Origin of the sequence: Kocuria sp. BT304, assembly GCF_003290245.1 — a bacterium.
Lineage (GTDB): Bacteria > Actinomycetota > Actinomycetes > Actinomycetales > Micrococcaceae > Kocuria > Kocuria rhizophila_A.
In genome coordinates this window covers 1,381,993-1,401,836 of sequence record NZ_CP030039.1, presented here as the reverse complement: position 1 = coordinate 1,401,836, position 19,844 = coordinate 1,381,993, and the positions used below count along the sequence as shown (strand labels likewise).

At 71.0% G+C, this 19,844-nt stretch carries 14 protein-coding genes; 5 read left to right on the top strand and 9 right to left on the bottom strand.

Features of this window, described 5'->3' with window-relative positions:
* Window positions 1-46: 46 nt before the first annotated feature.
* On the bottom strand, window positions 47-550 hold the full coding sequence (ybaK, locus tag DNL27_RS06290) for a Cys-tRNA(Pro) deacylase (RefSeq protein WP_012398217.1): 504 nt from the start codon (window positions 548-550) through the stop codon (window positions 47-49).
* Window positions 551-1,436: 886 nt separating this feature from the next.
* On the opposite strand from ybaK, the gene DNL27_RS06285 reads away from it, so the two are divergent.
* Together DNL27_RS06285 and DNL27_RS06280 are read left to right on the top strand one after the other, a co-directional pair.
* Entirely contained in the window at window positions 1,437-2,195 is a 759-nt protein-coding gene (locus tag DNL27_RS06285) for a thioesterase II family protein (protein ID WP_112235027.1), read from the top strand.
* The gene (locus tag DNL27_RS06280; protein WP_112235026.1) at window positions 2,192-2,968 is read left to right on the top strand and encodes a 4'-phosphopantetheinyl transferase superfamily protein; all 777 of its coding nucleotides are present in this window, start codon (window positions 2,192-2,194) and stop codon (window positions 2,966-2,968) included. The genes DNL27_RS06285 and DNL27_RS06280 overlap by 4 nt, the downstream gene beginning before the upstream one ends.
* 198 nt (window positions 2,969-3,166) lie before the next feature.
* On the opposite strand, the gene DNL27_RS06275 is transcribed toward DNL27_RS06280, so the two are convergent.
* The 3 genes from DNL27_RS06275 to DNL27_RS06265 form a co-directional block, all read right to left on the bottom strand.
* Window positions 3,167-4,591 carry a DUF418 domain-containing protein gene (locus DNL27_RS06275; protein WP_234449171.1) on the bottom strand — a complete coding sequence of 475 codons (1,425 nt, stop codon included), beginning with the start codon at window positions 4,589-4,591 and terminating at the stop codon, window positions 3,167-3,169.
* The gene (locus DNL27_RS06270; RefSeq protein ID WP_112235025.1) at window positions 4,588-8,736 is read right to left on the bottom strand and encodes a Pls/PosA family non-ribosomal peptide synthetase; all 4,149 of its coding nucleotides are present in this window, start codon (window positions 8,734-8,736) and stop codon (window positions 4,588-4,590) included. Before DNL27_RS06270 ends, DNL27_RS06275 begins: the two co-directional genes overlap by 4 nt.
* Before the next feature lie 439 nt (window positions 8,737-9,175).
* Window positions 9,176-10,126: a hypothetical protein gene (locus tag DNL27_RS06265; RefSeq protein WP_226905886.1), complete on the bottom strand. Its 951-nt coding sequence runs from the start codon at window positions 10,124-10,126 to the stop codon at window positions 9,176-9,178.
* A gap of 288 nt (window positions 10,127-10,414) precedes the next feature.
* On the opposite strand from DNL27_RS06265, the gene DNL27_RS06260 reads away from it, so the two are divergent.
* On the top strand, window positions 10,415-11,302 hold the full coding sequence (locus DNL27_RS06260; RefSeq protein ID WP_112235024.1) for a DMT family transporter: 888 nt from the start codon (window positions 10,415-10,417) through the stop codon (window positions 11,300-11,302).
* A 111-nt stretch (window positions 11,303-11,413) separates the two neighbouring features.
* Here the strand turns inward: DNL27_RS06260 and DNL27_RS06255 are convergent, their stop codons facing one another.
* Window positions 11,414-11,683 carry a WbqC family protein gene (locus tag DNL27_RS06255; RefSeq protein ID WP_112235023.1) on the bottom strand — a complete coding sequence of 90 codons (270 nt, stop codon included), beginning with the start codon at window positions 11,681-11,683 and terminating at the stop codon, window positions 11,414-11,416.
* Entirely contained in the window at window positions 11,680-11,862 is a 183-nt protein-coding gene (locus tag DNL27_RS06250) for a hypothetical protein (RefSeq protein ID WP_112235022.1), read from the bottom strand. Before DNL27_RS06250 ends, DNL27_RS06255 begins: the two co-directional genes overlap by 4 nt.
* 132 nt (window positions 11,863-11,994) lie before the next feature.
* Here DNL27_RS06250 and DNL27_RS06245 point away from each other — a divergent pair, with 132 nt between their 5' ends.
* Entirely contained in the window at window positions 11,995-12,234 is a 240-nt protein-coding gene (locus DNL27_RS06245; protein WP_162627104.1) for a hypothetical protein, read from the top strand.
* Between the two features lie 21 nt (window positions 12,235-12,255).
* Entirely contained in the window at window positions 12,256-12,615 is a 360-nt protein-coding gene (locus DNL27_RS06240) for a hypothetical protein (protein WP_112235020.1), read from the top strand.
* Window positions 12,616-12,988: 373 nt separating this feature from the next.
* On the opposite strand, the gene DNL27_RS12135 is transcribed toward DNL27_RS06240, so the two are convergent.
* The 3 genes from DNL27_RS12135 to DNL27_RS06220 are packed head-to-tail and all read right to left on the bottom strand — an operon-like array spanning window position 12,989 to window position 19,789.
* Window positions 12,989-14,527, bottom strand: a complete 1,539-nt coding sequence (locus DNL27_RS12135) for a UvrD-helicase domain-containing protein (protein WP_162627103.1) — start codon at window positions 14,525-14,527, stop codon at window positions 12,989-12,991.
* Between the two features lie 7 nt (window positions 14,528-14,534).
* Window positions 14,535-16,379: an ATP-dependent endonuclease gene (locus DNL27_RS06225; RefSeq protein ID WP_112235019.1), complete on the bottom strand. Its 1,845-nt coding sequence runs from the start codon at window positions 16,377-16,379 to the stop codon at window positions 14,535-14,537.
* A gap of 11 nt (window positions 16,380-16,390) precedes the next feature.
* The gene (locus DNL27_RS06220; protein ID WP_112235018.1) at window positions 16,391-19,789 is read right to left on the bottom strand and encodes a DUF499 domain-containing protein; all 3,399 of its coding nucleotides are present in this window, start codon (window positions 19,787-19,789) and stop codon (window positions 16,391-16,393) included.
* Window positions 19,790-19,844 lie beyond the last annotated feature (55 nt).

The following is a 19,844-nucleotide window of genomic DNA, read 5'->3' as shown; positions in this document are numbered from 1 at the left end:
CGGTCGTGTGACGCGCCGGGGCCGTTCCGTCCGCTGGGCCGCCCGGCTACCCCGCGGCCCGTGCCACCGGGGCGAGCACCGCCCCCGTGACCCGCACGAGGTCCTGCGGGGCGAGCCCGACGTCGAAGCCGCGCCGACCGCCCGAGACGTACATCCGCTCCAGGCCACTCGCGCTCTCATCCACCACCGTGGGCAGCGTGGTGCGCTGGCCCAGGGGGCTGACCCCGCCGAGCACGTACCCCGTGAGGCGGTGCACGTCCGCCGGGTCCGCGAGCTGCGCCTTCTTCGCGCCGAGCGCGGCCGCCGCGGCCTTGAGGTCCGCCCGGGCGGCCACGGGCACCACGCAGACCCCGTGGCCTCCGTGGTCCAGGGACACCACGAGGGTCTTGAACACGCTGGCCGGGTCCAGCCCGAGGGCCTCGGCGGCCTCGTCCCCGTAGGAGCGCGCCGCGGGGTCGTGCTCATAGGGCAGCTCCTCGAACGGGACTCCCGCCTCGGTCAGGGCGTGGACGGCCGGTGTGGCCGAGGACCTGTGCTTCTTCGCCGCCATGCGCTGTGCTCTCCGTCCTCCGCCCCGTGCTGGGGCGGGCTCGGCGGGTCCCGGCTGCTGCGGGCACCCGCGGTGTGTCAGGTGGTGGTCTCCGGTGGATGGCCCCGGTATGTGACTCCGGTGCGTTGCTCCGGTGGGCGGGCCCACCCCGTGCCCCCCGCTCCGCAGGTGGCACGCGGCGTTCCCGGCCGACGACCCCGCAGAGTCCCTCGCAAGGGAACGGTCACGGCACCGGTTCCCGGCGTCGTGACCGGTCGGGCGGGTACTGTGGTGCCAGAACCGCACCGCGGGAAGGCACGTGAACCCGGTCCCCGAGCCTACGACCTCCCCGCGGCCACCGCAGCGGCCCCCGTCACGCAACACCCCGTCAACCACCCCCACCGGAACCTCCGGACGGCCCCCGCCGACTGGAGGACTCCTGCAGATCGAACACCCCCCGGACCGGAGGAACTCCGCCGGCCGGAGGCACTCCGCAAACTGGAAGAACGCCGCAAACTGGAAAACCTCGGCGAGCGGACCAGGCACGACCCCATCGCGCCACCCGAGTGCCGGACCGCCCGGACGGCACCGGGAGGCACGGCACCCGGGACACGCGGCACCGGGAGGCAGTACCTTCGGGCGGGCGCGGCTCCGGGCCCGAGTGCTTCTGGGCGGGCTTGGCGCGGAGGCACCAGCGGTCTCCGTGCTCCGGCGGAGGTCGACGGACGGACCGCCGCACCCGGTGGCGCCGCCCCGCCCGTCGGGGACCTGTCGGTCGGGAACCTGCCCGTCAGGGCTCCCTCCGTGGGGTTTCCGTCCGTGGAGTTCCCGTCCATCGGGGCCCGGGGCCCCGTGCGGAGTCCGGCTGCGGTGCTCATCCCCTCGACAACCCAGGAGGTCCGGGACGTTGGCCACCACCCTTCCCCCCACCACGGCCCTGGCGCGCTGGTCCTCCGGCGGTGCGCTCCCCCGCCGTCGCCTGATCGTCTTCCCCCACGCCGGTGCGGGTGCCCTGTCCGGGCGGGTGCTGCAGCGTCCGGGCACCGAGGTGCTCGTCCACCGCCGCCCCGGGCGCGAGTCCCGGGCGGGCGAGTCCACCCCCGTGAGCGTGGACTCGGTGGTGGCCGAGGCCCTCGCGCTGCTGCTGCCCGTGCTGGACGCGGACAACGTCCCCACCGTGGTGCTCGGCCACTCCTTCGGCGCGCTGCCTGCCGCCTGGTTCACGGCCGCGGTGGAGCGCGAGCGTCCCGCTCGGCTGCAGCGGACCGTGCTCTCGGCCAAGGCCGCTCCGCCCGCGCCGGATCCCGAGCTCGCACGCATCCTGGACGACGACGACGCCCTGGCCGCCTGGGTGGGCGGGCTCGGCGGGACCCCGGCGGAGCTGCTGGACGACCCCGAGCTGCGGGCCCTGGTGCTCGCGCCGCTGCGCGCGGACCTGCGGGCCTCCCTGGCCCACGCGGCCCCTCCGCCGCCGCTGCGCACGCCGCTGCTGCTGGTCCACGCCGAGGGCGACCCCGCGGCATCGGCAGCTGCCGTGGCAGGGTGGGCGCGCGCGGCGGACGCCGCGGTGGACACGCTCACGGTCCCGGGAGGCCACCACGGCCTGCTGGAGCACCCCGAGCTGCTGGAGCGCGCACTGGACGCACTGCCCGGGGGCATCCGGTGAGCGCGGGCACCACGGCGCTGCGGCAGCCCGTGTGGGCCACGCACCGGCGCCGGGTCCCGGGCGCTCCCCCGGACCTGACCCTGCACGTGCTGCCCGTCGCCGAGATCGCCCCCTGGGCCTTCACCGCGCTCGGGTGCCTCGGGGAGGAGGAGACGGCCCGGGCCGACACCGTGCGGGCCGAGCGGGCCCGTGAGCTGTTCCTCGTCTCGCACGTGGTGCTGCGCCACGTGCTCGCCCACCGCCTGGGGTGCCGCCCCCACGAGGTCCCCGTGCACCACGATCCCGTGACGGGCGCACCACGCGCGGTCCACGGCCGCGCGGGCGCGGTCGACGACGCCGCGCGGCAGGGTGCACCCGGCACGCCCCCGGACCCCGCCCCGCTGCAGCCGGTGCGCTTCTCGCTCTCGCGCACCGCGGGGTTCGTGGCGGTGGCGACCGCCCAGCGCCGCGTGGGGGTGGACGTGGAACGTGTCCAGAGCGACGTCGAGACGGACGTGCTGCTGGACGTGCTGCACCCCGAGGACCGCACGCGGCTCTCCCGGCTGCGCGGGCGGCGTCGTGCCGTGGCCGTGACCCGGGCGTGGGTGCGCGTCGAGGCGCTCGTCAAGGCGTGGGAGACGGGGCTGGCCCGGGACCCCTCGGGAATCCACGTGGGCCCCCGGACCCGCGCCGAGTACGGGCGGGACTGGGTGGTGGCGGACGCCCGCACCACCGCGCGCGAAAACACGCGCCTGGCCGTGGCGTGGCAGGCGGACTCCGACTCTCCACGCTGAGACCCGCCGGATAGCGCGCCCCTGCCGGGCCGTGGTCCCGGACCCGCACCACTGAAGCGGGGCCGGGCATGCGCACCACCGGCGAGCCCGGCACGCGCCGGGACCAGCCCGCACGCGCCGGACCCCCGGCACACACCGGGCCCCGGCGGGTGCCGGGGTCGGGTGCCGGGTGCCGGGTGCCGGGTGCCGGGATTGGGTCTACCGCGGCGGGGTCTCCGCCCGGCGCCGCCCCCGGCGGTCCGGGACCACCGCGGCCGCCGCGCCCTTGGACACCCGGGTGACCAGCCGCTCCAACGGTCCGTTGCCCACGGCCTGCTGCCACGCGACCGCGAAGAGCGCCGCGACGGCCACTTGCACCAGGAACCAGAACCAGGGCGTGGTGTCCGTCCACACGAAGGCCAGCAGCACCAAGTGGGACACGTAGAGCGTGAGGGTCATGGAGCCCATGGCCCCGAGCCACGTGAGCCACTTGCCGATCACCCGGCACAGCAGCAGGAACGCCCCCAGGGCCACCATGGCCAGCCCGGCGCTCTCGAGCAGCGCGAACGGGGTGTTCGTGTGCGGCCCGCTCAGCAGCAGCCACAGGTAGGAGGTGTCCGGCAGCTGGGGATCCGGCCCGTAGATCTGGATGTTCCACACGTCGTCCGCCGTCATCCACGGGGTCGCGTCCACCAGGGCGTTCTCGAGGTCGAAGCGCAGGAGCATGAGCAGGGACAAGCCCCGGGCGGCCGCGGCCAGCACCGCGCCCACGATCACCAGCAGCACCTGCACCCGGTCCCGGGACAGCGGCAGCCGGCCCAGGGCCATGCCCAGGCAGATGAACGTCATCCACGGCAGCGCGGGGTAGGTGCCGGTGAGGAACAGTTCCGCGAACACCGCGGTGGGATCCGTGAACAGCTCCGCGAACCCCGGGTTGCCGTACACGTGCGCGGGCAGCACGGACAGCGACCACTGCATCAAGAAGGGCGTCACCACGGCGAACAGCGCCGAGCACGTCAGCAGCCACCGCACGCTGAGCACCGTGAAGGGGATCGCCACCAGGAACATCAGACCGTAGTAGATGAGGATGTTGTAGACCGGCAGCTCCAGCAGGTTGATGCTCAGTCCGATCACGAACAGCACGAGCGCACGCACGAGGATGGACACCCGCGCCCGGGTGCCGTCCCGGCCCCGGCGCGGGTGGCGCCCGCCGGTCATGAACGCGAGGCTCACCCCGGCCAGCGTGGCGAACAGCGCGGCCGAGTGGCCCGCGAACAGCCGCCACTCCAGGGACGCCTCCCCGGTGGCCTCGGACACCGCCGGGAGCACGTGCACCGCGATCATGCCCACGAGCGCGAACCCGCGGGCGACGTCCACACCCATGATCCGCCGCCGGGTGCGGCGCCCGTCCGCGCTGGTCACGTTGCGCGTCACCGCGCCCTGCCGGGGCGCGGTGGTGGAGCGCGGCGGTGCGGTGACCACGGGGGTGGCTGCGGTCCACAGCTCGCTCTCCGCGGCGGTGCGCCCCTCGTCGCCCCGGTCCCCGAGCCACACCTCGCGCGGTGGGCGGGGTCCTGGCTGGGGCCGCTGCCCCGGTGGCAGGTCCCCCTCGGGCACGGTCTCGTGCAGACTCTGCTGGGTCATTCGGTGACTCCCTCGTGCTGGGCGGGGCGCGCCCCCGTGGTCAGGACTTCCGTGGCCGGGCCCGCCGCGCTGGACCCGGCGGGCCGCACGGCGGCAGGCTCGGCTACGGGCCCGGTGGCGGGCTCGGCTGACGACGACGCCGCGTGGGCGCCCCGGCGCGTGGCCGGTGCCGCGGTGGGCACCAACTGCGCGCTGACCACCTGGTCCCCGGGGGCGAGGTGGCGGATGGGGTTGCCGCCCCAGTTGCCGTCCGAGGGCACGGTCTCCTGGCGCATCACCAGGGACCCCGGGGCCACCGTGGTGCGCTCCTCGATGGTGGCACCCGGCAGCACGAAGGTGTTGGGCCCCAGGGTGGAGCCCCGGCGCATGGTCACGGGCTCCATGCGCATGATGCGGTCGTGGAACAGGTGGGTCTGCAGCACGGTGCCGCGGTTGACGGACACGTTGTCCTCGAGGCGGACCAGGTCGAACTCGGGCAGCCACCAGGTCTCGCACCACACGCCGCGGCCGATGTGCGATCCCATCAGCCGCGCCCAGGCGTTGAACATGGGCGACCCCACGCTGAGCCGGATCATGGAGGGCACGGCCAGGGACTCGGCGAACACGTCCGTGAGCTCGTTGCGCCACACGAACGAGCTGAACAGCGGCCGTTCGCCGGCGCGGAAGCGGCCCATCAGGGCCCACTTCACCAGCACCGGCACGAGGCACGCGAGCGTGCTGGCCGCGGTGAGCACCACGCCGGACCACGCGAACGCGGCCAGCACACCGGACCACCCCATCCCGTGGGACATGTAGATGCCCGTGAGCACGTACACGATCACCAGGTCCAGCCACGCCGAGACCATGGCGGGCAGGAAGCGGAAGGCCTCCACGAACGCGCGCGCCGCCTTGAGCCGGCGCTGCGGCTGGAACGTGGACTCCGCGTCCGCGTCCGTCCTGGCACGGGCGATCGGCTCCGCGGTGCGTCCGAGCCACGAGGAGCCGGTGGGCGCCCGGTGCGGCGCGGAGCTGAGCACCGCCACGAGGGCGTCGGCCGGCAGGTCCCGGTCCGGGCCCACGATCCCGGAGTTGCCCACGAAGGTGCGCTCGCCGATCACGGAGGTGCCCACGTGCAGCCAGCCGAAGCCCGCACGGTGGGACGTCACGAGCGAGTGGTCCGCGAGGAACGAGCCGTCCTTGAGGGTCGTGAGGTGGGGAATGGTCTCGGCCGTGGAGATCTCCACGTTGCGCCCCACGTTGGCGCCGAGCAGCCGCATGAACCACGGGGTGATGCACGAGGCGTAGAGCGGGTAGGTGGAGATCAGGGTGCGCTGCATGAGGGTCTCGGTGAGCCACATGGCCCATCCCACGGGGCCGACCTGCGGGAAGTAGCCGGGCACGATCGCGCCGGCCACCAGCCGCACCAGCGCCACCACCAGCAGCAGCCACACCACCGCGGTGACCACGGTGAACACCGGCACCCAGACCGCCACGATCGGGAACACGATCTCGTACTCCTGGATGGTGACCACCCGGGTCAGCACGATCAGGGCCCCGGGGATCAGCGCCAGGAAGGGCAGCAGACCCACCAGCAGCACACCCGCCGAGTACGCGAGGTGGGACGTGAAACGGCCCCACGTGCGCAGACCCCCCACCTGCTCGGGGGTGTCCGCGGGCCACGTGCGCCCGGCGTGGCCGTGGTGGCGCAGCGGGGAACCGCCCCACAGCTCGCCGTCCGGGATGCTGCGGCTCACGTGCGAGCCCGGCAGCACCTCGGCGCCGCTGCCCACCCGCATGCCGGGGTCCACCAGGGTGCGGGTGCCCACGCGGGCGTGGTCCCCGATCTCGATGGCCCCCACGTGGAAGACGTCACCGTCGAGCCAGTACCCCGAGAGGTCCGCCTCGAACTCGACGGTGGCGTGCTCGCCCACGCTCACCAGGCCCGTGACCGGCGGGGTGTTGTACAGGTGGGCGTCCGCGCCGATCCTGTTGCCGAACAGCCGGTGCAGCCCGCGCGCCATGGGCGTGCCCGTGAGCAGGTCGTACTTGTTGTAGACCACCACGCGCTCGGCCGCCCACACGCGCAGGTGGTTCCAGCCGCCGCGCGGGTAGTGCCCGGGCCGCAGACCGGCCGTGAGCAGCCGCACCACGGCGGCACCCACGAGCACCCGCCCGGGCAGGGAGAACATCACGAGCCAGCCCAGCACGAGCGGCAGCAGCGGCGGACGCGGCACCCATCCGGCGTCGGCCAGCACCGCGAGCAGCCAGACCACGATCAGCGAGCCCAGCACGTAGCGGAAGCCGTTGACCACGTTGAGCGCCAGCACGAACAGCCCCTGGAGCCAGCCCGCAGCCGCGGGGGTGGGGCGGGGGTCGCGCTTGACGTCGTGGGACTCCCCGAGGGTGGCCAGGTAGCCGGCCATCCCCTCCAGGGTGGGGTGGGCGTAGATCTTGGCGATCTCGGTGTCCGGGTGGGTCCGGCGCAGGGCCGAGACCAGCCGGGCGAGCGCCACGGAGCTGCCGCCCATGGCGAAGAAGTCGCTGTCCGCCGTGAACGGCAGCGGACCCAGCTGGTCCGCCCACAGTTCCGCGAGCCACGCGAGGTCTCCCGCCAGCGGCGCGGAGCCGTCCTCGGTGGTGTTCGGGAGCGGCCACGGCAGGGCCTTGCGGTCCACCTTGCCGGAGGTCTTCATGGGCAGCTCGTCCATGATGCACAGTGCGGGCACCATCTGCCCCGGGAGCCGCTCCACGAGCCAGCGCCGGGCCTCGGAGAGCTCCACCGATCCCTCGAACTCGGGCACCAGGTAGCCGGCGATCACGCTGCCGCCGCCGGGGGTCGAGTGCACGGCGCACGCGCCGAGCTTCACGCCCGGCACCCGGGTCATCTGGGTGTCGATCTCGCCGAGCTCGATGCGTCGGCCAGAGACCTTGACCTGGTCGTCGGCGCGGCCCGCGAACACGATCCCCTCCGGGTCCGCGCGCACCACGTCGCCGGAGCGGTAGGCGCGCTCCCACCCGAGCGACTCCAGGGGCGCGTACTTCTCGGCGTCCTTGGCGGGGTCCAGGTAGCGGCCCAGACCCACGCCGCCGATGATCAGCTCGCCGGTCTCGCCCCAGGCCACGGGCTCACCCTGGGCGTCCACGACGGCGAGCTCCCACCCGGGCACGGCCAGCCCGATCCGCACGGGCGCCTCCCCCGTGAGCAGGGCGCCCGTGGCGATCACGGTGGCCTCGGTGGGGCCGTAGGTGTTCCACACCTCGCGCCCGGGCCGCACCAGGTGCCGGGTCAGCTCGAGCGGGCACGCCTCCCCGCCGAAGATCAGCAGCCGCACGCGGTCCAGGGCCTCGCTGGGCCACAGGGACGCCAGCGTGGGCACGGTGGAGACCGCCGTGATCTGCCGGTCCACGATCCACTGGCCCAGGTCCGGACCGGAGCGCACGATGCTGCGCGGGGCGGGCACCAGGGTGGCCCCGTGGCGCCACGCGAGCCACATCTCCTCGCACGAGGCGTCGAACGCGACCGACAGCCCGGCCATCACACGGTCCCCGGGGGCGAGCGGGCGGCGCTGGAGGTACATCATGGCCTCCGCGTCCACGAGGGCCGCCGCCGAGCGGTGGCTGATCGCCACACCCTTGGGCTTGCCCGTGGACCCGGAGGTGAAGATGATCCAGGCGTCGTCGCGCGTGCGGGGGGTCTCCGTGCGCTCTCCGGTGCTCACGTCCGGACGTCGGGTCAGTTCGAGGCCCTGTCCGAAGACCGCGGCCACGCCGGCCTCCTCCCACACGGTGTGGGCGCGCTCGTCGGGGTCGTCCCAGTCCACGGGGACGTAGGCGGCGCCGGCGAACAGCGTGGCCAGGATGGCCACGTACAGGTCCACCCCGCCCGAGGGCACGCGCACGCCCACGCGGTCCCCGCGTCCGATGCCCAGGTCCCACAGCCGCTGCACGTGGGTCTCGATGCGGTCCTCGAGCTCCCCGTAGGGCACGAACTCGTGCTCGTCCTCCAGGGCGATCGCGTCCGGGAAGCGGGCCACCGTGTCCAGCACGATGTCCACGAGTGTGCGCGGTGGCGGCGGCTGCTGCACCGGGTACACCGCGCGGTCCGGGGCCGCGGCACCCGGGGCGGGCTCGGGTGCGGGCCCTGCGTTGAGATCATGACGGTCCACTGGTTCTTCGTTCCCCCTCGGCTGAGGACCTGACGCAGGGGGACGCGGACGCGGCCGGCGGAGTGCCCGCACGGCTGTGGCTGATCGGATCGTGTCTGCCGGGTCCCCCGACCCGGTGCGACGGCGCGTCACCCCCGTGCGCGCCCTGGTGCCCAGCGTTGCATCCCCCTGCCGGCCCAGTCTGTGCTCCACAGGATACGGCAGGGCGGAACGGGGGTGCAATGCTTCCCCAGATGCATGGAGATCACGGCGCTCGCGACCCGCGAGTGCGTCGGAACCTGCCCGCCCCGGCGCCGGCCCGTCCGCACCGCGACGTTCCCGTAACGAACGGCGTCAGCTCACCGGTGTCGCACCACCCCGGCGCCGATCGGCGTCGGCCCGTCAGCACCGCACCCCCCGTGCCGAACGTGTCGGCCCACTAGAGCCGCAGTGTCCCGGCTCAGCGCGTGGCCGTGGGAGAGGGCTCCTCCGCGCCGAGCAGCTCGTCGAGGATGGCGGCGTCGGGCATGTCGAAGTGGTCGCGCCCCTGCGCCACGTGCAGCCGGGTGCGCCGGAACCCGCGCTCCTCGTAGAACCGCTGCCCCTCGCGGGCGGCCCGCAGGGCGTCGAAGTCGGCGTTCGGGTCCGTGCCCACGTCGTTCGAGCCCGTGGCCCACCACAGGGGCAGGTCCTTCTTCTGTCGAGCCGTGGCGGGCTGCACCAGCGCGTCGGGCGCGCCGCCGCCACCGATCATCACAGCCCCACCGGTCACGAGGTCGCGGGCGCCACTGAGCACCCCGTAGGTCATCATCTCGGCACCACCGGAGTAGCCCATCCAGGTGACCCGGTCCCGGGCCACGGGAAGGTCGGTGAGCAGCTTCTCCTCCGTGAGCGCGCGCAGCCAGCGCAGGTTGGGCCCGATCTCCTGCCACCACGTGCGGTCCTCCGCGCCGTCCGGGGTCAGGGGCACCGCGAGCAGCGCGTTGTGCGACGCCGCGACCGCCGCGAGGCACGTGGTGCGGCCCCCGGGTTCGTAGAACTCGGCGCCGCCGTCCCCGTGCAGGTCCACCACGAGGCCCACGGGCCGGGAGGGGTCCACCCCGCCGTCCACCACGTGGAAGCTGCTGGTGGTGTCCCCGTGCGTGAAGCTCTGGTCCAGCCGGCCGAGGGCCCCGGCCTGGGTCTGGTCCCCGTCCGTCTCCTGCGTGGCGCGGGTGACGGTGTGGGGGCGGGCCCGGGGGTCGTCCGCGGCCAGTCCGTAGTGGGTGCAGTCGGTGGTGGGCACCGGGTCCGGGGCGCACGCGGTGAGCGCCGTGAGCACGGTGGTGGCCAGCAGCAGTGCCACCGCGACGACCGCCGCACTGCGACGCCTGAGCGGCGCCGCGGCGGACGGCGCGGGTCTTCTGGGCATGGCGGTCATGCTACTCCGCGCCCGGGCCCACCCCGACCGGCCGGCGAGCGTCCCGAGTAGGACGGCGAGCGCCCCGGCCAGCCCCGACCGTCCCCGCGCGTTCCATGACCGCCGTGCGGGCGCGCTGGGGGTCGGCACCCCGGGGTGCCGAGGTCCCCGGACACGGTCGGGCAGCCGGAGCACGGGTGTTCCCCGGGCCGGGTGCTGAGGCGGCGTCGAGCGCGGCGGCGTCCGATACCGTGGCCCGGTGCCCCGTCCCAGTTCCCGCCCCGTCCCCGGAGGAGTCCCGTGACCTCACCGGTGCTCTCCCGCCGGGCGGTGCTCACCGCCACCGGTCTCGTGTTCGTGGGCTCGGCGGCCATCCAGCTGTCCTCGGCGATCTCCTCCACGCTGTTCGCGTCCTACGGCACCGTGGGCACCAGTGCGCTGCGCATGCTGATCGCCGCCGCCCTGCTGCTGGTGCTCGTGCGCCCTCGGGTGCGCCGCCGTTCGCGCTCGGAGTGGCTCGGGATCGTGGGCTACGGTGCCGCGATGGCGGCCATGAACGTGAGTCTCTACGCGGCCGTCGACCGGCTCCCCCTGGGAGTGGCCGTGACGCTCGAGTTCCTGGGCCCGTGCGCGGTGGCCCTCGTGGCGGCCCGCAGGGTCAGGGAGGGTGCGTGCGCGCTGCTGTCCCTGGGCGGCGTCGTGCTGATCTCGGCGGGGCCCTCCGGGTACTTCGACGCGCTCGGCTACGCCGCGGGGCTGCTCGCCGCGGTCTTCTTCGGGCTGTACACGGTGTTCGCCGCGCGGGTCGGCGCGGCAGGGGGCGGTCTGGACGGCGTGGCCCTGTCCGTGGGCGTCGCGGCCCTGTGCACCGCGCCGTTCGCGGTGGCACGGGTCCCCGAGGTCACGGCACCGGACTGGGGGTGGCTCGCGGTCTCCGCCGTGCTCGGGGTGGCCGTCCCGGGCACGGTGGACGCGCTGGCCGGGCGGGTCACCTCCGCGCGGGTGATCGGCGTGCTCTTCGCGTTCGACCCCGCCCTGGGGGCCGTGGTGGGGCTCACCGTGCTGGGTGAGAGCCTGCGGCTCACTGCGCTGCTGGGCATCCTGCTGGTGGTCGCGGCGGGGGCGCTGCTCGTGTGGTTCTCCGGCTCCCCCGACGACGCCGCCGCGGGGCCGACTCCGGCGCCCTGACCGGGCGGGCGTCGGGTCCGCTCCGCCCGCCCACGGTGCGCGGAACCGCACCACCCCGGCCGACGGCCCGCCGAGGGCTGCGTGGCGGCAGGCGGCCCTGGCTGCAGGCGGTCACGCCTTCAGGCCGCACACGCCGGCCCTCCGCCGGGGCCGGACTTCGCGCACGGCGGCGGTCCCGGGCGGGACACGCGGCCCCGCCTGGAGCCCGGGTCCGCCCACGAGCCGGTGGGAGGCCCACGTGCCGCGCATCCGCACGCGCCGCTGGTACCCCTGCTTCTGGAACTGGTCGTGCCGGGAGACGACGAACGCGTCGGAGACGGCCATCTTGTACCAGAACCCGGAGTAGGTCAGCAGGTCGGGCTGGTGGATGGTGACCCTCATGTGCGCACGTGCCTCACGAGGGCGCACTGCTCCGCGTCGGCCACACCGCGCACCCGGCCGAGGCCCGCCGCGAGGTCCCGGATCGCGTTGATGGGGTGGTTCTCCCCCGGGGTCTCGGACTCGTAGCCCCGCCGACCGGGGACCCTTCTCGGCTCGGGGCCGCACGGATCGATCGGCACGGCTGCGCGGTACGGTGGGCCTGGCGTCGTCGTCGGCCGCCCGGGCCCACCGTCCCGGGCGGGGACACGCGCCCGTGCAGTCCGCCGACGAAGGAGAAGCGGTCGGAGATAGGCGAATGGACCTGGCCGCTCGTGATGGGCCTCGCCGGCGGGACGCTGCTGTCGCTGCCGGTGCTCGTCCCGCTGCTGGTCTGGCAGTACCGGCACTACGGCCGTCTGACCGTGCCTCGGCTGCTGGGTGCGCTGGCCGTCAGTCTCTACGCGGCGGGGCTGTTCGCGTACACCCTGCTCCCGCTGCCCGTGCCCGCCGAGCTGGACTGCACCGCGGCCACCGTGGCGTGGGCGATGCTGGTGCACGTCACGGGCTGGTAGCGACCCGGCCACACCGCGGAGGTGCTCGTCACGGTGCTGCTGCCGGGTCTGCTGTGGATCGTGGTCCCGGCGCTGTCCGACGCCGACGCCGCCGCCCGCGCGGCGTCCCTGCCTCCCCGCACCGTGTCCGCGGGGCAGGCGCTGGCCCGCGCCGCGTCGGTCGGCGGGGTCTACGTGGTGGGCCGGACCGCCGAGGCCCTGCTCCCGGCCACTGCGGCGGGGCTGCTGAGTCTGCTGATCGGCCTGTGGCTGCTGGTGGCGGTGGTCTCCGTGGTGCCCTCGCGCAACCACCGGGGTCTGTCCTGCGCGGTCACTGGTGTGGAGCTGGTGGACGCGCGGACCCTCGCCGCGCGGCAACCGCGCGGGCGCGACGCCCGGTAGGAACGGGCGGGCACGAAAAATCCCCTCCACCGTGATCGGTGGAGGGGATTCTTCCTGTGTGGTGGACGCAATGGAACGTTGCGGGAACAGGCGACCTCGGGTTGAGAGGCTGGTCTCCGCGTGGAATCAAGGCATCCGCGAGGATGCAGAGTCCGAGGACGGGGCCGATGACCCGCTGATCGGGGCGTCGGCGGAACCAAAGAAACGAACTCGAACACGGCTCACGGACACCGAAGTGGACGCTACGCGAACAGCCCGTGCGCAGGGCGTGAGCGTGAATGCGCTGGCGCGTCGGTTCGGGGTTCACCGGGGGACGGTGTGAGCGAACACGCGAAACTGGGTTGAGCCGGGCCGCGTTCGGCAGACGACGAGTTCACATGTTGAGCGGTAGCTGATTGTCGGCCTCCTCCTGATCCTCCGCGCCGCCATCCGTGAGTTTGCCGCAGAGTCGCCTGGCGCGCGTGATCGCGACGTAGATGATGCTGTGCTCCTCATCGAGTTCGTGCAGTCCCGACGCCAGTGTAGTGACCTGCGCACGAGACAGCACGACACCGACCCGATCCCACTCACGCCCCTTGGCCTGGAAGATTGTAAGACCGGGAACTACAGTCGGCTGGTTCAAGCGGGCAGCAAGCCGAGCCAGTTGAGCTTCAGCCGCGGCTTCCTTCTCGTCGGATAGCCGATTCGGCCGGCGGGCACCCAACGCCTTGATCGCCTCGCGAAGTTCATCGAGCACGGCAGCCGCCGATCTGCCTTCGCGTAGGCCAGCGATGAGGGGCGCGAAGACCTCCTCCTGCTCCGCAAAGAACCGGTCACGATCGAGTCCGAGCTTCGTGATCGCACCCTCGCGGCCGTAGGACTGAGCCCCCAGCCGTGATCGCGTGACCACATCGAGCAGGAGATTTAGAGCCGCATCTGTTGCGTTGTTCACGGTGTGAAAGGAGAGCGGGAGGATGTTGTCTCCAACAGACCACAGCTGTGTCCAATTCCGGGCGAGCGCGACGTCGATCTGTGAACTGTCGACCTCGGGCAGTGTCGCTCCGAGGCCGGCTCGCAGATCAACCGCGAGTTGAGGCATCTGTTCGCCGCGGAATCGGAATGACTCCGGTTGCTCGTACGCCTTGAACGGGTCGGAGGTGCCGCTCAGCAGCTCCTCGACAACCTCGGGTTTCGCGCCCCGCCACTTGTAGAGTGCCTGCCACGGGTCACCGATGAGGGTCACCGACAGGCCAACTTCCGCAGCAAGGTAGGCGACATAGAGGTCAAGATCATCTGCGTCGTACACCTCGTCGATCACCAGCGCGCGGTAGCTCTCTGACAACCAGTCCGCTGCGACCCGCTGGATATCGTCAAGTTTCAGGGCAGCCCGCAGGACACTGCGAACGTCCTCGTGGCTGACCGCACCGGTGTCGAGGACAGCTCGATGATCGGCCACACCGCCGATCCCTGGGCCGGGCTTCGCCACTTTGCGCCCCTTCGAGACGACATGTCCGTTCGTGTTCAGGCTGGCGAACCGTTCGTAGCTGGTGATCGGTAGGAACCGGTAACCCTTGAAGCCACGGTAGTCATCGCGGACATCGAGCGCCGTGATTCCGTTTGGCCAGGTGAGACGGCCGAGGCGGAGAAGTCGGGTCAGTAGGTCTATGTGGAGGTGATCGAAGGTCACGACTCGATGCGCGGGTCTGATGCAGTTTTCGCCCCAGCGAGCATGAATCCGGCGACGCAGTTCTACCGCAGCCGCGCGGTTGAACGTCAGGCCAAGGACACCACGAGTATCACCGCGCTGATAGCGAAGGTACCCATACCGCTCCGCCGCAATCGTCGTCTTGCCACTGCCAGGTGCGGACACGACGTTGACGAGTCGGTCCGGCGCCGCTGCGGCGAGTACCTGCGCATTGGTTAGTTGCATCATTGAGGAATCAGTCGGTGTCGTCCGCAGGAGTTGATGCCGGCTCCGTGCCGTCATAGAGCCACGCGAACATGTCGGCGATGTGAGTAGGCACCACGACCGTGCCAAGGCTCTTGTCGAGCTCCAGTGCGAGGGCGAGGGCGAACTTGCCCTTGTGTCGAGATTGGCTAACAAAGAACTGATCAACAGCGTCGGCGGTGACGGGGTCCGGCGCGTTGAGCTTGCACCCGAGGAAGGCTCGTTCGATGAGTTCTTCGTTCCCCTCGACGAGTGATGGTTCGAGCGTGGGCTGCGACCAGAAGAAGCGTGCTGAACTTCCATCGAGTTTCGAATGCCACGCGGGTGGCTGAGGATCGGGCAGCGGCGTGCCGCGCAGGTCCGTATCGGCGACAGCGGCGACGCGGGTAGCAAGTTCGTGACCCGGCGTCGCAAGGAGACGGATCGGCCACTGCCCGACCTTGTGACCGACAGGAAGAATCGAGAGTGCGTCTACGAATCCGACCTGGGTGGCATCGTCTCCTGCCCACGCGCGGCCGAGCAATCTGAGGATGCTGGCTTCTGTCACGCCCTCGACCACAAGCACTCTGTCGGCGAACAGGGCTGCTGACCGGGTTGCGTCGAGGTGCAGTCGAGTCTGTTGGAACAACTGAATCTTCAGCGCTTCTTTCACTGGCAGGTCGGCGACTCGGCGTGAGAGGGTGCGGTTCTCGGCGTCCTTTCGTACTACGACAAGTTCTTCGGGATCACAGGCGGCTGCGAGGTCGGCGGAGTGCGTGGTCACGATGACCTGGATGTCTGGGCGGTCGTCGACCAGCCGACGAAGATAGCGGATGAGCCCGTATTGAAGCTGTGGGTGGAGATGCGCCTCCGGTTCCTCAATCAGAACCGTCGCGTGGAAGAGTTCCGGGTAGAAGGAGTCTGCGTCCGCGTCAGCGGCCTCTGCGGTCTGGGCGAGCCTCTCCCGCGCGGCATCGGCAAGTTCGCCGTCGCTCGCCTCAGACGACGAACTTGTTTCGTCGTCAGCACCTTCCTGCGGCTCGTCGGGTAGCGGTGTGCTCCCGGCGTCGGGGATGCCGGCGAGAGTCACCGCGATGTGGAGCAGATTGACGTACCCCAGACTCGACACCTGCAATCTTCGAGCCTCGCCGCGGTCTGGGAGCAGGCCCACAAGCATCTCGAACACTCGGGCCAGGTAGGTATCGTCGACCGTCTGGGTGCCCACGAACGCATGGTGTTCGTGAACCCCGCCGCTGATGATCCGAAGGTTCTCGGCGATACGGTCTTCGACGTTTCCGACAAGCGGGTGCTTGATGAGGGAGCTGAGCATCCCTTCGGCCTGCGCACGTAGGGATCGAAGCCCGCCAGTCTCAGGGCGTCTCCGCTCGTCGGCGCGAAGCAGTTCGAGGAGGATGCGCGCATCGCGGCGAGAGAGATCATCGACCGGATTCCGCAACGCAGGAAGGTGGACAAGTCGAACGCTCTCGTACTCGGTCGCGGGCTCAACGGGTCGGCCAGCTCGGACCTGTCCGAGCGAGCGTTCCAGCGGACGGCCCCACTTCGGAGCGCCAAGACCTTGCCTTTTCCGATACTTGCCCAGCGCACCTTCGCGGGCCGCATCGGCCTCGAACTCATACTCAACGCGAACCGCACGCGGTGTAGCTCCCAACGCCGTTGCGTCTATCGGTGCGAGTCGAGGGAAACTGCGTGGATGTGCCAACGCGATCGCCTCGTTGATCGTCGTCTTCCCTGAGCCGTTCGCGCCAAGGATCAGCGAGAAGCGTTCGCTCAGCTCGCAGACGATTGGTGTGTTCGCGGAGGCGCGGTAACCCTCGACCTCTATCCGCTTCAGATACATACTCTGCGGGCTCAGTTCTTCTCGAAGCCGGAGCTGGGATCGAACTTGAGGACGCGGGCGTTCTCGCTGATGGTGCGGACTTCTGCCTCGTCGAAGCCTTCGGGCTTTGTGGCTTGGATGTCGATGGTGATCTCCAAGCGCGCACCTGCTCCGGAGAGTCGGTCGATGACTTCTCGGGTGACGTTGCCGATGTCGCGGGAGTAGCGGTCGGGGTCGATCTTGACCGAGCCGAAGAAGCGCGCAAGCGCTGCTTCGAGCGCAGACTCGGCCGGAGACAGCGCGTCGCTGTCGGACGCGGGCTGATGGGTTCCAGTCCATGCGAAGTCCACCGGGCCGACACCCTCGGCGCCGTCTTCTGTCTGCCGGGCTGCGGCTTCTCGGGCTGCTGCCCGGTCGGCGTCAATCTGTTCCTGCGCTTTGTCGGCGTCGATGAGCAGGGTGCTGTTCGTGACCTGGATGCTTGCGTTCGGGTCGGGCGGCACGACGAGGCCGCGGTAGCGGCCGGTGTCGGTGTCCTTGCCTGCCGCGATGCCGAAGCGTTCGCTGTCGACAAGGACGGTGGTCAGCGCTTGCTGGATCGCACCGTCGAGCACCTCGCGTCGAACGAGACGAGGCAGGTAGGTGTACCGGGTGAAGTATCCCCACAGCTCGCCAACGCTGATCTCGGCTGTGTCGCGCCAGAGCGCGCCGAGTTCGCCCCGCAGTGTGGCGCCGAGGATCGGCGCGCCGAAGTCGGTGACGAGCTGGTCCTCGCGCCCGAGCTTGGCGCTGACGCGCTCGGCCAGCGAGCGGCCGCCGGAGTCGGGCACCCTGTCGGCGACAAGTTCGAACGGTTTGGTCGGGTCGAACTGCTCAGGGTAGACCGCCCACACGAAGGTGTCGCGGATACGGTCGGAGACGGTCTGATCGAGCCGGGAGACCCAGTCGTCGGTCTGCTTGCGCTGCTGCGCCGAGAGGTTCAGGCTGTCGCTCGTTGCCTGCACACGCTTCCAGCCGAGGTAACTGCGGGTAGCGGCTTCGAGGCTTTCCAGTTCGCTCTTGTCTGCGAGCAGGAAGATCAGCGTGTTGCGGTGGATGCGCTGGCTCGCGCCCTTGCTCTCGATAGCGTCACGGACCCAAGCGTGCGCCGCCGAATCGGCGCCGTCCTGCTTGCGGCGAGCATGCCGCGGATGAGCGATCACCAGGCGCGTGTCCTGAAGATCGGGAATGTCCGCCGAGGACGACGGCGCGATGTGCACGCGGTCGAACACGCCCCGCGCCTTCTCTTCCCCTTGGAGGCGGCGGCTGATCTCGTTCCACACCGTCTCGACATCCTCGCGGAGCCGCTCGGCGTAGTCGTTCGCGGTCTTCGTAACCGACGGTTGGGTGTCGAACCAGTAGTGGCCCTGCTCTTCGTAGAAGTACGTCGAGCGCTGCGCGAGCAGCTCAACGGCACTGCCGAAGTTCCCGAGCGTGTCGCCCGGGATCGCGGTGCCGAGCCAGAGGTACTGCTTGTCGAGCCCCTTGCGGCTGCTCTTGATCCTGGGGGCAGCGCCCATGAAGATCGAGCGCGCGATGCGCTGGGTAACGAACCGCTGGCCCAGGTTCGGGCGGTCGAGGTCGATCTGCTGAGCGGTCGATCCGGGGCCGTCGATGTCGGAGTCGATGATCGGCTTCCACTGGTCTTCGAGGTACTGCGTCAGGTCCGTGTTCACGGTCGTCGCATCCAGGGGCACGTTGCCGGGCAGGATCAGCGGTGAGGTGTCGTTGGATGCCCACAGTTCGTGCACGATCGACGAGACGAGCTTCAGCACACCGCGGGTGCGTTGGAATCGCTCCAGCGTTGACCAGTCCTCATACAACCGGTCGAGCAGTTCGGGATGCAGGGGGTAGGAGGCGCGGATGCGCTTCTCGTAGTCATCGTTCGGTAACGCCGCGTCGCGAGGGAATAGTGCGGTGTTGTTCCGGTAGAGGTTCGCGAAGCTGCGCGCGACGGCAGAGATGGTGGTGAGTCCCTCGGCGTTCGGTGCTTGGAACAGGCGGCGGCGCACGATCTCGAACGACTCGTCCTTGCTCGACGGCCGCCACTGGTCCGCGACGCGGCGGATCACGTTCTGGAGGCGTTCGAGCGCGAGCTGCCCGTTCGCGCCACCGATCTCAATGTCGCTGCCGCGCCCTTCGGTGCCGGTGTCGGAGGCCGGGATCGACACGACGAGCATCACGCCCGGTACCGAGCGCACGATCTCGGTCAGGGACTGCGCGAAGGTGAACTGCGTCTCGAACGACCCCGACGGTAGTTCTTTGTCGGTGACGAGCTGGCGCGCGTAGGCGACCCATTCGTCGATCAGGATCAGCGACGGCGAGTAGCGCACGATCAGAGTGCGCAAGGCCTCACCGGGGTTGGTGCCAGCGCGATCGTCCTCGGCGATCAGGTCGTAGGCTTCACGCCCGCCGAGCTGCCACGCGAGTTCACCCCAGAGCGTGCGAACCTCGGTGCCGTCGTCCTTGATGATCGGCGAGCCGGCCTTCAGGTAGGTGCCGACGAGCGCGACCCGGCGGACATCGAGCGCGCCGAGGTCGGGGTTGCCGTTCGCTGCGATGAGTTCCTGAAGCTCCTGCGGGAAGTCCTTGACCGGGGTGCCGCTGAACAGGTGGTAGAGCGCCAGCATCGAGTGGGTCTTGCCGCCGCCGAAGTTGGTTTGAAGGTTCACCACTGGGCTGGCGCCTGCTTCGCCGTTCAGGCGGCGAAGTGCGCGCGACAGCAGGTCACGCAGCCCCTCGGTGAGATAGGTGCGAGTGAAGAACTCGACCGGATCGCCGTACTCGGGGCTCGTCGCTTGACCCGTGTGGACAAGGTGAAGGTCGGCCGCAAACTCCGAGGCAGTGAACGCGCCGCGCGCCACATCATCGTGAGGCCGGATCACCTCACGCCACGGCCGAAGCCCAGAGCCCGGATCGAGGGACACCTTCGTACGCTTGACCTGCTTGCGGGTCTGATCCTCGAACACCGTGCGCTGGAGATCGACGCGCAACTTCCGCACGTCCTCGGCGGAATCCACCGCGCCGACGGCGTGGAGCAGCCGCTCAATAGTGTCCAGCGCGCGGGCGGCGTCGTCGGAGCTGAAGGGCTCGTTGTGCGCCCACAGGTTCCGGGTCTCCCGCAGCTCGGACGCGAATCCCTGCTGGGCGCGGGAGAGCACGTCCTTGAACTGGTAGCCCTGCTCCGTGATGGCGCGAAGCTGCACCTGTACATCGTGCTTCGTCAAGGTGCGCAGCGGCCCGCCCCGGCGCTGGGCATCCTCCTTCGCCCACGCGGCCGGCCAGTCAGCGGTCTTGTAGGCCCGCGTCATGACCTCATCGACCTCGTCGAGCAGCCCCTCGGAGAGCAGGTCGAAAGCCTTGCCCACTCGATCTCGGTTGTTCATCGCCATCGCTGTCTCCTATGACCTACTGCCTACGACCATCGAGGGCGCTCCCCACAACGGC

Bases quoted from the DNA above. Each gene is read 5' to 3' on its own strand.
- ybaK (WP_012398217.1), bottom strand. From the start codon at position 550: ATGGCGGCGAAGAAGCACAGGTCCTCGGCCACACCGGCCGTCCACGCC.
- DNL27_RS06275 (WP_234449171.1), bottom strand. From the start codon at position 4,591: ATGACCCAGCAGAGTCTGCACGAGACCGTGCCCGAGGGGGACCTGCCA.
- DNL27_RS06265 (WP_226905886.1), bottom strand. From the start codon at position 10,126: ATGCCCAGAAGACCCGCGCCGTCCGCCGCGGCGCCGCTCAGGCGTCGC.
- DNL27_RS06255 (WP_112235023.1), bottom strand. From the start codon at position 11,683: ATGAGGGTCACCATCCACCAGCCCGACCTGCTGACCTACTCCGGGTTC.
- DNL27_RS12135 (WP_162627103.1), bottom strand. From the start codon at position 14,527: ATGATGCAACTAACCAATGCGCAGGTACTCGCCGCAGCGGCGCCGGAC.
- DNL27_RS06225 (WP_112235019.1), bottom strand. From the start codon at position 16,379: ATGTATCTGAAGCGGATAGAGGTCGAGGGTTACCGCGCCTCCGCGAAC.
- DNL27_RS06220 (WP_112235018.1), bottom strand. From the start codon at position 19,789: ATGGCGATGAACAACCGAGATCGAGTGGGCAAGGCTTTCGACCTGCTC.